At 50.0% G+C, this 12,746-nt stretch carries 16 protein-coding genes and 3 tRNA genes; 10 read left to right on the forward strand and 9 right to left on the reverse strand.

What is annotated here, in order from left to right:
- Positions 1 to 75 precede the first annotated feature (75 nt).
- The 6 genes from LG381_RS01105 to holD form a co-directional block, all read right to left on the reverse strand.
- On the reverse strand, positions 76 to 237 hold the full coding sequence (locus LG381_RS01105; RefSeq protein WP_000490275.1) for a DUF1328 domain-containing protein: 162 nt from the start codon (positions 235 to 237) through the stop codon (positions 76 to 78).
- A gap of 115 nt (positions 238 to 352) precedes the next feature.
- Complete coding sequence (osmY, locus tag LG381_RS01110; protein WP_032224325.1) at positions 353 to 958, reverse strand: molecular chaperone OsmY; 606 nt, start codon at positions 956 to 958, stop codon at positions 353 to 355.
- A 402-nt stretch (positions 959 to 1,360) separates the two neighbouring features.
- Positions 1,361 to 2,950, reverse strand: coding sequence for a peptide chain release factor 3 (gene prfC / locus LG381_RS01115; RefSeq protein ID WP_000175941.1), 1,590 nt, complete (start codon positions 2,948 to 2,950; stop codon positions 1,361 to 1,363).
- 90 nt (positions 2,951 to 3,040) lie between these two features.
- On the reverse strand, positions 3,041 to 3,718 hold the full coding sequence (gene yjjG, locus LG381_RS01120; protein WP_000870704.1) for a pyrimidine 5'-nucleotidase: 678 nt from the start codon (positions 3,716 to 3,718) through the stop codon (positions 3,041 to 3,043).
- 14 nt (positions 3,719 to 3,732) lie between these two features.
- Positions 3,733 to 4,179 (reverse strand): ribosomal protein S18-alanine N-acetyltransferase, encoded by a 447-nt coding sequence (gene rimI, locus LG381_RS01125; RefSeq protein WP_001092448.1) that lies wholly within the window; start codon positions 4,177 to 4,179, stop codon positions 3,733 to 3,735.
- Positions 4,148 to 4,561, reverse strand: coding sequence for a DNA polymerase III subunit psi (holD, locus tag LG381_RS01130; RefSeq protein ID WP_000204010.1), 414 nt, complete (start codon positions 4,559 to 4,561; stop codon positions 4,148 to 4,150). The genes rimI and holD overlap by 32 nt, the downstream gene beginning before the upstream one ends.
- A gap of 102 nt (positions 4,562 to 4,663) precedes the next feature.
- On the opposite strand from holD, the gene rsmC reads away from it, so the two are divergent.
- From rsmC to LG381_RS01150, 4 genes are all read left to right on the forward strand, one after another.
- Entirely contained in the window at positions 4,664 to 5,695 is a 1,032-nt protein-coding gene (gene rsmC / locus LG381_RS01135) for a 16S rRNA (guanine(1207)-N(2))-methyltransferase RsmC (protein ID WP_225761925.1), read from the forward strand.
- Positions 5,696 to 5,995: 300 nt separating this feature from the next.
- Positions 5,996 to 6,082, forward strand: a tRNA-Leu gene (locus LG381_RS01140).
- A 28-nt stretch (positions 6,083 to 6,110) separates the two neighbouring features.
- A tRNA-Leu gene (locus tag LG381_RS01145) sits at positions 6,111 to 6,197 on the forward strand.
- 33 nt (positions 6,198 to 6,230) lie between these two features.
- Positions 6,231 to 6,317: transfer RNA gene (locus LG381_RS01150), tRNA-Leu, on the forward strand.
- Between the two features lie 38 nt (positions 6,318 to 6,355).
- Here the strand turns inward: LG381_RS01150 and LG381_RS01155 are convergent.
- Positions 6,356 to 6,592, reverse strand: a complete 237-nt coding sequence (locus tag LG381_RS01155) for a DUF1435 domain-containing protein (RefSeq protein WP_225761926.1) — start codon at positions 6,590 to 6,592, stop codon at positions 6,356 to 6,358.
- A gap of 140 nt (positions 6,593 to 6,732) precedes the next feature.
- Between LG381_RS01155 and fhuF the strand changes: the two genes are divergently transcribed.
- The gene (gene fhuF / locus LG381_RS01160) at positions 6,733 to 7,521 is read left to right on the forward strand and encodes a siderophore-iron reductase FhuF (RefSeq protein ID WP_225761927.1); all 789 of its coding nucleotides are present in this window, start codon (positions 6,733 to 6,735) and stop codon (positions 7,519 to 7,521) included.
- A gap of 36 nt (positions 7,522 to 7,557) precedes the next feature.
- On the opposite strand, the gene bglJ is transcribed toward fhuF, so the two are convergent.
- Both bglJ and LG381_RS01170 read right to left on the reverse strand, forming a co-directional pair.
- Positions 7,558 to 8,235, reverse strand: coding sequence for a DNA-binding transcriptional activator BglJ (gene bglJ, locus LG381_RS01165; RefSeq protein WP_024165170.1), 678 nt, complete (start codon positions 8,233 to 8,235; stop codon positions 7,558 to 7,560).
- A complete protein-coding gene (locus tag LG381_RS01170; protein ID WP_000936647.1) occupies positions 8,193 to 8,918 on the reverse strand; it encodes a response regulator transcription factor in 726 nt (241 codons plus the stop codon). Before LG381_RS01170 ends, bglJ begins: the two co-directional genes overlap by 43 nt.
- 617 nt (positions 8,919 to 9,535) lie before the next feature.
- Between LG381_RS01170 and LG381_RS01175 the strand changes: the two genes are divergently transcribed.
- From LG381_RS01175 to yjjA, 5 genes are all read left to right on the forward strand, one after another.
- The gene (locus LG381_RS01175; protein WP_010346629.1) at positions 9,536 to 10,306 is read left to right on the forward strand and encodes a threonine/serine exporter ThrE family protein; all 771 of its coding nucleotides are present in this window, start codon (positions 9,536 to 9,538) and stop codon (positions 10,304 to 10,306) included.
- Positions 10,297 to 10,770 carry a threonine/serine exporter gene (locus LG381_RS01180; RefSeq protein WP_032227057.1) on the forward strand — a complete coding sequence of 158 codons (474 nt, stop codon included), beginning with the start codon at positions 10,297 to 10,299 and terminating at the stop codon, positions 10,768 to 10,770. Before LG381_RS01175 ends, LG381_RS01180 begins: the two co-directional genes overlap by 10 nt.
- 106 nt (positions 10,771 to 10,876) lie before the next feature.
- Positions 10,877 to 11,416, forward strand: coding sequence for a primosomal protein DnaT (gene dnaT, locus LG381_RS01185; RefSeq protein ID WP_010346632.1), 540 nt, complete (start codon positions 10,877 to 10,879; stop codon positions 11,414 to 11,416).
- Between the two features lie 2 nt (positions 11,417 to 11,418).
- Positions 11,419 to 12,156: a DNA replication protein DnaC gene (dnaC, locus tag LG381_RS01190; RefSeq protein WP_000799918.1), complete on the forward strand. Its 738-nt coding sequence runs from the start codon at positions 11,419 to 11,421 to the stop codon at positions 12,154 to 12,156.
- 48 nt (positions 12,157 to 12,204) lie between these two features.
- Positions 12,205 to 12,699 (forward strand): DUF2501 domain-containing protein YjjA, encoded by a 495-nt coding sequence (gene yjjA / locus LG381_RS01195; protein ID WP_077629660.1) that lies wholly within the window; start codon positions 12,205 to 12,207, stop codon positions 12,697 to 12,699.
- The last annotated feature ends 47 nt before the right edge of the window (positions 12,700 to 12,746 follow it).

The following is a 12,746-nucleotide window of genomic DNA, read 5'->3' on the forward strand; positions in this document are numbered from 1 at the left end:
TTTATTATTCGCTAAAACCGCAAAAGCCAGTCCGCTGGACTGGCTTTGTATAAAATTTTCTTAATCGTCTGAAATCTAGGGTCGTTTTCGGCCCATGAACAAACTCACCAGGAACAGAATAATCCCGACGACAAAGACAATTTTTGCAGCACCCGCTGCAGTACCGGCCAGACCACCAAACCCAAGAGCGGCGGCGATTAACGCGATAACCAGAAATATGATGCCCCAACGAAACATAAGCCTCTCCTTTACCATAGTTAATGTCACCGCTTGATATTCACTCAATGCGATATTTTTAGTGTGGTGCACATCGCGCCTCCCGACAAAGTTCGGGAGGACGAATTACGACGAATTACTTAGTTTTCAGATCATTTTTAACGCTTTTCACACCATCTACCGCTTTGGCGATACTTTCAGCACGGTCGCTTTGTGCCTGAGAATCTACGGTTCCGGAGAGCTGAACCACGCCATCGGTGGTTTCAACTTTCACTTTACGTGAAGGAACAATGTCGTCCGCCAGCAGTTTGGCTTTGATTTCACTGGTGGTGGCGGTGTCACCGGCGTAACCCTTCACGGAGCTTTCTTTAGCGTCGCGAACGTGCAGTTTGTCGCTGACGGAGGTCACGCCTTCAACGCCTTTCGCCACTTTCACTGCCTCTTCGGCCTGTGCCTGGCTTTCAACAAATCCGCTTAAAGTCACGACTTTTTGATCGGTTTTGACAGAGATATCAGTGCTCTTGATATTTTCATGATCCACCAGAGCCGCCTTCACTTTCGCTGTGATGGCGCTGTCATCCATGAAATTACCGACTTTATTCATAGAGCTATCGACTTTTTGCCCTGCGCTTTCATTGGTGGTCTGCGCGTTGTTTTCCGCGTAGGCAGAACCGGTCGCGACGGCAGAGGTCAGCATTACAGCCAGCAGAGTTTTCGAAATCTTCAGTCTTGTCATAGTCATCGATTTATTCCTGTATATTTGCTCGTAATTTGAGCCAGGCAACACGAGGTTGCATTGCTGAATAGGGAGAGACTTCACCCTCGACAGAAGTCAATGGTCGCCATCACAAAAGCGATAGGTGATGAATAACGACCGTTACAACTTCTTAATCAGTTATTAATATCAATCGAATGACAGTTAACGGTTTTAAATACTGTTACCTACTCACATAACGGTATTTAAAGCCGACACAAATGTCATTGCTTTGTTAAATATAGATCACAATTTTGAAACCGCCCGCCGTATCGGCTAAAAAGCGAGCAAACATAAGCGAAAGCGAATGTTTTAAGAACATTCCGCAAGCGGCTAATAAGGAAGGAAAATTGACAGGGCGCAGCGGCTGCCGCGCCCTGGAGGCAAGAATTAATGCTCGCGGGTCTGGTGGAATTGAACGTCCGGATAACGCTCTTGCGCTAAGCGTAGGTTAACCATGCTGGTGGCGATGTAAGCGAGGTTATCGCCGCCATCGAGCGCCAGTTGACCTTCGTTCTTACGCTTGAACTCTTCGAATTTCTTTGCGTCCGCGCATTCTACCCAGCGGGCGGTGGCAACGTTGACTGACTCATACACTGCTTCAACGTTGTATTCGCTCTTCAGGCGCGATACCACCACATCAAACTGCAGCACACCAACCGCACCGACGATCAGGTCGTTATTGGAGATCGGACGGAACACTTGCACTGCGCCCTCTTCAGAAAGCTGTACCAGCCCTTTGAGCAGCTGTTTTTGCTTCAGCGGATCTTTCAGACGTATACGACGGAACAGTTCCGGAGCGAAGTTCGGAATACCGGTGAACTTCATCATCTCACCCTGGGTAAAGGTGTCGCCGATCTGAATGGTGCCGTGGTTGTGCAGGCCGAGGATATCGCCAGGATAAGCCTCTTCAACGTGCGAACGGTCACCCGCCATAAAGGTCAGCGCGTCGGAGATCACCACATCTTTCGCGGTGCGCACCTGGCGCAGCTTCATGCCTTTTTCATATTTACCGGATACCACGCGCATAAACGCCACACGGTCACGGTGTTTCGGGTCCATGTTGGCCTGAATTTTAAATACGAAGCCGGTAAATTTGTCTTCGCTCGCTTCTACGGTACGGGTGTCAGTCTGACGCGGCATCGGCGCAGGTGCCCACTCCACCAGGCCATCCAGCATATGATCGACGCCGAAGTTACCCAGCGCAGTACCGAAGAATACCGGAGTAATTTCGCCCGCAAGGAACAATTCTTTGTCGAACTCGTTAGAGGCGCCTTTCACCAGCTCCAGTTCGTCACGCAGCTGCTGTGCCAGATCTTCACCGACCGCAGCGTCGAGATCCGGGTTGTTCAGCCCTTTAACGATACGCACTTCCTGAATGGTGTGACCTTTACCGCTCTGGTAGAGATAGGTTTCATCTTTATAAAGGTGGTAAACGCCTTTAAACAGCTTGCCGCAGCCAATCGGCCAGGTGATCGGCGCACAGCCGATTTTCAGCTCGTTCTCAACTTCATCGAGCAGTTCCATCGGGTCGCGGATATCACGGTCAAGTTTGTTCATAAAGGTGAGGATCGGCGTATCGCGCAGACGGGTAACTTCCATCAGCTTGCGGGTACGATCTTCAACACCTTTTGCAGCGTCGATAACCATCAGGCAGCAGTCCACCGCCGTCAGGGTACGATAGGTATCTTCCGAGAAGTCTTCGTGCCCCGGGGTGTCAAGCAGGTTAACCAGGCAGTCGTGATACGGAAACTGCATCACAGACGTGGTAATGGAGATCCCACGCTGCTTTTCCATCTCCATCCAGTCCGACTTGGCGTGCTGATTAGAGCCACGGCCTTTTACTGTACCGGCGGTCTGAATGGCCTGTCCGAACAGCAGCACCTTCTCGGTGATGGTGGTTTTACCGGCGTCCGGGTGAGAAATTATGGCAAAGGTGCGGCGCTTCGCCACCTCTTGCAAATAAGGAGACAACGTCATAATTCTTTCTTCTTGAGTAAGCGGCATCGCGCCGCGCTTGTTGAAAACGAAAAATTGCGGCTATTTTACCCATCAACGGGGGGGAGGCAATCAGTGTTTACACAGGAGTTGCTCCAGTTCGTGCAACGAAGAAACGGTCCAGGTGGGCGCAATGCCTTCTGGTTGCTCGCGATTGTGCGCATTCAACCAGCAGGTAGCAAGCCCGGCGTTGATGCCACCGAGAATATCGGACTCAGCAGTGTCACCAACCATTAGCACGCGTGAACGGTCAGGATTGCCCGCCTGTTCCAGCGCATAATCGAAAATTTTCTTATTCGGTTTGGCAACGCCAACTTCTTCGGAAATCACCAGCAAATCGAAATAATCACGCAAACCCGTTCGTTCAAGACGCACTTGCTGCAAGGCACTAAAACCGTTGGTGATGATGCCGATTTTGGCATTGCCGCGAATGGCGTTAAGCAGGGAAACCGCGCCAGGCAGCGGTGTGCAGATTTCCGCCATCGCATTAATAAAGGCAGCGTTGAGTTTACCCGGCTCGACGTTCAGCCGTTCGGCCCAGCTTTCAAAACGCCCGTGCTGGAGCTGTAATGAAGTGATCGCGCCGTTTTGATAATCCACCCACAGTGGTTTGTTAACGGCCTGATAGTCCTGAAAATCTTCAGCGGTAAAGGTGACGCTGTAGTCAAGGAACATCCGCTGCAGGCCGGTGAACGAGTCAAAAGTAAACAGCGTTTCATCGGCATCAAAGAAAATCCAGTCCCACTTCATTATTCCACCTTGTCTTACATACTGATTGGCAACGCCATGATGATGGCGTCTTCGCGACCGTCCGTGGTGGGGTAGTAATTGCGGCGAATCGTCGCCTCGTTAAAGCCTAAACTTTCGTACAGAGCAATGGCGGCGGCGTTAGAGGCACGGACTTCCAGCCATAGCGTCGCCACGCCGCGTTTTTCCAGCTCGTCGATCAGATGTTCCAGCAACGCCCTTCCCAGTCCCTGACGCTGATAGTCGGGATCGACCGCAATATTGAACAATGTAGCTTCATCCAGCACCACTTGCGTAATCGCAAACGCAGCCATTTTGCCATCTTGTGTCAACTGAAAGTTGAGATAGCGTTCGCCCTGGTTGCTGGCAAAGGTTTTTTCACTCCACGGAAAGGCGTGGGCGCGTTGTTCAATGTGGAAAGCCGCAGGTAAATCAGTCGTTTCGAGGGAAGAAATCGTGTTCATATGTGCAAATTTGTTGCCATAACGCGGCGCGTGCCGTTGGGTTTGCCCGTAATTCGGTGAGCGCCGGTGATGTCACCTGAGCGCCCTCCAGTGACAGCGGTTCGTCAGTACCCAACCGCCAACTGTTGCATCGACTGCCTTGCGGCAGCATCGCGATCCTATCTGGCGTCAGTTGCAGCACCTGATCGGGGCTGACGGTTAATGCGCGCAGAACATCGCTCACCAGAGGATCGGTCAGGGCGGGAAGATCGTTTGCCACCATCACCAGACGGACGTGTGCCGGGATCGCAATGGCAATCTCCCCCTGCAACGCGCCAGGGCGACGCAGCGACCACTGGGTAATGCCCAGTTGCTGTAACTGCCAGTCTCGTCGGGATGTCATAGCGAATCGCTCCTGTTGTCAGGGGCGCAAATATAGCAAATTCGTCGATACCGCGCCAACATATGGCTATAATCGCCGCCAGTATCAATTGAGGAGCATTCCATGTCTGCATTTACCCCGGCAAGTGAAGTCTTGCTGCGCCACAGTGATGATTTCGAACAAAGCCGTATTCTGTTTGCCGGTGACTTACAGGATGACCTGCCCGCGCGTTTAGATACCGCAACCAGTCGTGCTCATACCCAACAATTCCACCACTGGCAGGTGTTAAGCCGCCAGATGGGTGATAACGCCCGTTTTAGTCTGGTCGCCACGGCGGATGACATCGCAGATTGCGATACGCTGATTTACTACTGGCCGAAGAACAAACCGGAAGCTCAGTTCCAGTTGATGAATTTACTTTCTCTGCTGCCAGTGGGCACTGACATTTTCGTCGTTGGCGAAAACCGTAGCGGCGTGCGCAGCGCCGAGCAAATGCTGGCAGATTATGCGCCATTGAATAAGGTAGACAGCGCCCGTCGCTGCGGCCTCTATTTTGGTCGTCTGGAAAAGCAGCCAGTGTTCGATGCGGATAAATTCTGGGGCGAATATAACGTAGATGGACTGACGGTCAAAACGCTGCCGGGCGTGTTTAGCCGCGACGGTCTGGATGTCGGCAGCCAGCTGCTGCTCTCGACGTTAACCCCGCACACGAAAGGTAAAGTGCTGGATGTCGGCTGCGGTGCAGGTGTGCTTTCAGTTGCCTTTGCGCGCCATTCGCCGAAAATTCGTCTCACCTTGTGCGATGTCTCTGCCCCGGCGGTAGAAGCCAGCCGCGCAACACTTGCGGCCAACGGTGTTGAAGGTGAAGTCTTTGCCAGCAACGTCTTTTCTGAGGTGAAAGGTCGTTTTGATATGATCATCTCCAACCCGCCGTTCCACGATGGGATGCAAACCAGCCTGGATGCCGCGCAAACGCTGATTCGCGGCGCGGTGCGTCATCTTAATAGCGGCGGCGAGCTGCGAATTGTAGCGAACGCCTTCCTGCCTTATCCGGACGTGCTGGATGAGACATTTGGCTTCCACGAAGTCATTGCGCAAACCGGGCGTTTCAAGGTGTATCGCGCCATTATGACCCGCCAGGCGAAGAAAGGTTAAGTCTCTCGCCGCAAGCCTTGTTGGATGCGGCGTGAACGCCTTATCCAACCTACAAAAACTGCACATTAGCCCTTCATAGGCCAGATAAGACGCGCCAGCGTCGCATCTGGCATCTGCACCCACATACCATGTCGGATGCGGCGTGAACGCCTTATCCGACATACAAAACCTGCACGTTAGCCTCCTGATGACCATTTTTCCAGCAATTACACATCAGGCGATAATTAACTATTGACGAAAAGCTGAAAACCACTAGAATGCGCCTCCGTGGCAGCAATTCTTTTTAAGAATTGATGGTATGCGAAGGTGGCGGAATTGGTAGACGCGCTAGCTTCAGGTGTTAGTGTCCTTACGGACGTGGGGGTTCAAGTCCCCCCCCTCGCACCAAAAACCACGTTGATATTGCTCGCACTGGGCGAAGGTGGCGGAATTGGTAGACGCGCTAGCTTCAGGTGTTAGTGTTCTTACGGACGTGGGGGTTCAAGTCCCCCCCCTCGCACCAAACGAGGCGATATCAAAAAAGTAAGATGACTGTGCGAAGGTGGCGGAATTGGTAGACGCGCTAGCTTCAGGTGTTAGTGTCCTTACGGACGTGGGGGTTCAAGTCCCCCCCCTCGCACCAATTATCTTTACTTCCTTTCGTGTTTCTTCCCTGCTTTTTCATCCCTGATTCCAGTTTATTATCATTAACATGACGCCAGAAATAAGCGCCAGGCACGATGGTAGTAAAACGTAATGCCGTAACTGTTTGTGATATAGCATCAGCGGCGTCAACACTAATCCCATCAGAATGACAATCCGCCACTGATCCGGCGATAAATCCGCATACGTCATCCCTGCAATCAGCAATCCCGGCAGCAACACTCCCCAGCCGCTGCCCAGCATACGTTGCAACATGGTTTAATCTCTCAAAGCGATAATGATAACCAATATCATATGATAATTTTTATCATTTGCAAGCCAGAGAAATCCCTTGCTATCGGGCAAACCTATCGCTAGGATTAGCAATCATTATCATTTAGATTACTATCACGATTATGGCCTATCGTTCTGCACCGCTCTATGAAGATGTTATCTGGCGAACGCATCTCCAGCCGCAGGACGCTGGGCTTGCGGAATCAGTACGGGCGACGATCGCAGAACATCGTGAACATTTGCTGGAGTTTATCCGTCTGGATGAACCCGCCCCGCTTAACGCCATGACACTGGCGCAATGGTCATCACCGAATGCGCTACGTTCTCTACTGGCGGTCTATTCCGATCATATCTACCGTAATCAACCGATGATGATCCGTGAGAACAAACCGCTGATCTCACTCTGGGCGCAATGGTATATCGGCCTGATGGTGCCACCCTTAATGCTGGCGCTGCTGACGCAGGAAAAAGCGTTAGACCTTTCTCCAGAACATTTCCACGTTGAGTTTCACGAAACCGGGCGCGCAGCCTGTTTCTGGGTCGATGTATGTGAAGATAAAAACGCAACAACGCATTCTCCACAACAACGAATGGAAACGTTAATCAGCCAGGCGCTTGTCCCGGTAGTGCAGACATTAGAAGCAACTGGAGAGATCAACGGCAAACTCATCTGGAGTAATACCGGTTATTTGATCAACTGGTATCTGACAGAGATGAAGCAGTTGCTCGGCGAGGCAGCGGTTGAATCGCTGCGTCATGCCCTGTTTTTTGAGAAAACGCTCACTACAGGTGAAGATAATCCACTCTGGCGTACAGTAGTGCTACGCGATGGTCTGCTGGTACGCCGTACCTGCTGCCAGCGTTATCGCCTACCGGATGTGCAGCAATGTGGTGACTGTACGCTGAAATAAAAACTTTGCCGGGACGATAACCCGGCATTAAGCATATTAAAAGGGATGCAACACGTTACTTGTTTCGCAATGCCGCATACATAACAGAATATCTGCGGCCTCCAACAACCCCGCATCAGAACTGACGCCCAGTTTCGACATCACATTAAATTTATGCGCCCGGATCGTTTTAATATTGCGTTTAAGCTGCTCGGCAATTTGTGTCATTGAGTAGCCACGCGACATAAAACGCAATATTTCTCTCTCCGTTGGGCTTAACGTCCGGCTTTGGTTAATGTACCACTGATTATTCAGCCGATCGGTCGCCTGACGCACACCATTTAATGACAGAAACAACTCCTGATGAAAAACTTCCAGCGTCGATGCTTTACTTAATACTCCGTCCAGCGGAGATGGAGATAATGAACCGATCAACCGTGCTTCAATATCATCATCTGCAATAACCAAACGTCGGGTACGCGGAAATTTAATCGCCAGCTCAGTCAGGCAAGATAATCCTTCTCTGCGCTCACTTCTCATGGCAGAAAAAGAAAAAATGACCGCCGCGAACGAGATCCGCGACATTGCATTCTGAAACGACTCCTGACTGGTATAGGTGTGGAGCTTATAAGGGTTACCCGCAAACTTTCTGAATAAACTCTCAATACCGATACTGCTCATGACGCATTTTTCTACGAGTGCGACATTTCTCTTCTTAATTCGGCTGTGTTCCATTCTGCGGCATCTCCATAAACAGAAGGCAAGTTAAGTTCTCTTGCACCCTGTGCGCTATTTATCCATGCATACATCTCAGCATTGCTGTGAATTGCCAGCCGACGCATCGCACTGTTTTTTTGTGCGCTGATAGTTTTATTACTTTTCTTGAGCAATGAAGCTATCTGGTTGATGCCCCATCCTTTGCCTAACAGCCGCAGTACCTTACGCTCTGAAAGCGTCAGAACGACGGTGCGATAGCTAAAATCCTGAGTTTCAGCCATTGTCGGAGAGGTCAGCATCGCGCTGATACGATCCGCATACGCATTACCGGAACGAACGGTTTTAACCAGATTCTCAATGGGTTCAATATCCGACAGTAACGTCGCTGTTGGACACATTAGTAGTTCTACTGCCGGGGAGTACCAGGCACGCGAAACCATGAAAACCCAATGTATTTCCCGGTATTGTGAGATCAATGAATAGTAATGTTCACAAACGGAACGCGGGTCTTCCGTTTCGCCGGATAAATCGGCAACCACTAACCCAGCACGACGTAATTGTAATAAGGTTAACTCCTCCGCAGAGGCGCTACTCGTTATTTCATATTCAGGTAGATGGGTCCTCATGACCTCTTTTAATCCTGCCTGCATAACGGGTATTTTACTGATAACAATTCCATTTTTGCAGCATCCTGGCAACATATATCCTCCATATCCACTCTCTATAAATCATGATGGTTAATTCAGGATATTCATCCCCTAAATTAATCCAACAAATTAATAGCTCTAGCGAATAAATTATCCTTAGCATTCACTTCCATATCAGTTTACCCCTGACACACCAAAAATCCTTTGTATGTTTCAGGAGGCTAGCATCAAATAATAACCTGGTAAAATACCTCTGACACATTTAAAATATCTAAATTATGTTGTTAGAAATACTTAATCAAAAACCACAAATCCAATCAGTTTACGATATCATTCAAAATAATGGTCAAAGGCGAAAATCAAGACCTTTAGACCGAAAGAGCAACAAAAAAATCAATAAAAACTGAAAGATATTTCTTATCCAGATTCGAAAAATTGATTTTCCCTGCTATTAGCCAAACGAGTAAAAACAAAACTATAAATTCATTTCAGTGATAATATTCATGAGGATATTTATTTGACCTCTGACGCAGATCGCTTCCTGTCGCCATAACCAGAATTAATCAGCGCAATTTTGATCTTAACCAACCCCAAAACAACCGCGCTTCATGATACAAATGGGGTCTCATTATTTGAACAATACGCAGCGCGTCTATGACAAAGGGCGAGTTATGCAAACTGAGCAACAGCGAGCCGTAACACGGTTATGTATCCAGTGCGGATTATTTCTTTTGCAGCACGGGGCGGAAAGCGCACTGGTGGATGAGCTTTCTTCAAGACTTGGGCGCGCGCTGGGGATGGACTGCGTTGAAAGCTCCATCTCTTCCAACGCAATTGTGCTAACCACCATTAAAGATGGTCAATGTTTAACCTCGACACGTAAAAATCAGGATCGCGGCATTAATATGCATGTGGTTACTGAAGTACAACACATTGTGATTCTGGCGGAACACAAATTGCTGGATTACAAAGGTGTGGAGAAGCGTTTTAGCCAAATACATCCTCTGCGCTATCCGCGTTGGCTGGTAGCCTTGATGGTAGGACTTTCTTGCGCCTGTTTCTGCAAACTGAATAACGGTGGCTGGGACGGCGCGCTAATTACGTTCTTCGCCAGCATGATCGCCATGTATATCCGCCAACTGCTGGCACAACGCCATCTTCACCCACAGATAAACTTTTGCATTACCGCATTTGCCGCCACCACGATTTCCGGCCTCCTTTTACAACTTCCGACATTCAGTCATACGCCTACCATCGCGATGGCGGCCAGCGTTCTATTGCTGGTGCCGGGCTTTCCGTTGATTAATGCCGTCGCCGATATGTTTAAAGGCCATATCAATACCGGGCTGGCACGCTGGGCAATTGCCAGCCTGTTGACGTTGGCTACCTGCGTCGGCGTAGTGATGGCACTGACGATTTGGGGGCTACGCGGATGGGTGTGATCGAATTTCTCATAGCGTTGGTGCAGGATATGATCCTCGCGGCAATTCCTGCGGTCGGATTTGCGATGGTATTCAACGTTCCGGTTCGAGCGTTACGCTGGTGTGCGCTGCTTGGCGCGATTGGTCATGGTTCACGAATGATCTTAATGACTACCGGGCTGAATATTGAGTGGTCAACCTTTATGGCCTCTATGCTGGTCGGCACCATTGGAATTCAATGGTCGCGCTGGTATCTGGCGCATCCAAAAGTCTTTACCGTGGCGGCCGTTATCCCTATGTTCCCTGGCATCTCTGCTTATACAGCAATGATTTCAGCTGTAAAAATCAGTCAGTTAGGTTACAGCGAGCCGTTGATGATTACCCTGTTAACCAACTTTCTTACAGCGTCATCAATTGTTGGAGCATTATCCATCGGCCTTTCCATTCCTGGATTATGGTTGTACCGCAAGCGCCCTCGCGTATAAAATTGCCTCGCTTAAAGCACACGGATGAGAGACAGCCTCCTTTCATCCGTGTGTTACTATAAAAGTAATCTCCCTTCTCGTTCATCGTTCCATATTGAGAAACAGTATGTCTTCCAGAGTTTTGACCCCGGACGTCGTTGGTATTGACGCCCTGGTACACGATCACCAGACCGTTCTGGCAAAAGCTGAAGGCGGAATGGTTGCCGTATTTGCTAACAACGCTCCGGCGTTTTATGCCGTCACGCCCGCGCGTCTTGCTGAACTGCTGGCGCTGGAAGAAAAGCTGGCACGTCCGGGAAGCGATATCGCTCTGGACGATCAACTCTATCAGGAACCGCAAACTGCCCCCGTTGCCGTACCGATGGGGAAATTTGCCATGTACCCAGACTGGCGACCCGATGCCGACTTTACCCGCCAGGCCGCATTATGGGGCGTGGCACTAAGAGAACCCGCTACCGCCGAAGAACTAGCCTCATTCATTGCCTACTGGCAGGCGGAAGGTAAAGTTTTTCACCATGTGCAGTGGCAGCAAAAACTGGCGCGCAGTCTGCAAATTGGCCGCGCCAGCAACGGCGGACTAGCCAAACGAGATGTGAACACGGTCAGCGAACCTGACAGCCAAATTCCACCAGGATTCAGAGGGTAACGATGAAAAACGTTGGCGACCTGATGCAACGCCTGCAAAAAATGATGCCTGCCCATATCAAACCCGCCTTCAAAACGGGTGAAGAACTTCTGGCGTGGCAGAAAGAACAAGGGGCGCTCCGCTCCGCCGCTCTGGAGCGCGAGAATCGGGCGATGAAAATGCAGCGCACCTTTAACCGCTCCGGCATTCGTCCGCTGCATCAGAACTGTTCCTTTGAGAACTATCGTGTTGAATGCGAAGGGCAGATGAATGCGTTGAGCAAAGCGCGTCAATATGTCGAAGAGTTCGACGGCAACATCGCCAGCTTTATCTTTTCTGGCAAGCCGGGCACCGGTAAAAACCATCTGGCGGCGGCAATCTGCAACGAACTACTGCTGCGCGGCAAATCGGTATTGATTATTACTGTTGCCGATATTATGTCGGCGATGAAAGATACCTTCAGAAATAGCGGCGTCAGTGAAGAACAACTGCTCAACGATCTGAGCAACGTTGATCTACTGGTGATCGACGAGATCGGCGTGCAGACCGAATCTAAATACGAAAAAGTGATCATCAATCAGATCGTCGATCGTCGTTCTTCTTCCAAGCGCCCAACCGGAATGCTGACGAACAGCAATATGGAAGAAATGACGAAGTTGCTGGGCGAGCGTGTTATGGATCGTATGCGCCTGGGTAACAGTCTGTGGGTGATCTTCAACTGGGACAGTTATCGTAGTCGGGTAACGGGTAAAGAGTATTAATCCCCATTCCCGGCGTTATACTGCGACACAATTCCACCTTGAGTAATGATGATGAAAACTGTTAAACACCTTCTGTGCTGTGCAATTACCGCCAGCGCATTAATTTCCACCGGGGTAAATGCCGCTTCCTGGAAAGATGCGCTCTCCAGTGCCGCCAGCGAGTTAAGCAATCAAAACAGCACTACACAGGAAGGCGGCTGGTCGCTCGCTTCATTAACTAACCTGCTTAGTAGCGGCAACCAGGCATTAAGCGCAGATAACATGAACAATGCCGCAGGCATTCTGCAATACTGCGCGAAGCAAAAGCTAGCTTCGGTGACCGATGCGGAAAACATCAAAAACCAGGTGCTGGAAAAGTTAGGTCTGAACAGCGAAGAGCAGAAAGAAGACACCAACTATCTGGACGGTATTCAGGGTTTGCTGAAAACCAAAGATGGCCAGCAGCTTAATCTGGATAACATCGGTACGACTCCGCTGGCGGAGAAAGTGAAAACCAAAGCCTGCGATCTGGTATTAAAGCAAGGTCTGAACTTTATCTCTTGATCCGCATAACGCCGCGTTTTAGCTGTTAATCGGCTGGCGCGGCAATC

Source organism: Escherichia sp. Marseille-Q3837, from assembly GCF_916618735.1.
In the GTDB taxonomy this organism is placed as follows: Bacteria; Pseudomonadota; Gammaproteobacteria; order Enterobacterales; family Enterobacteriaceae; genus Escherichia; species Escherichia ruysiae.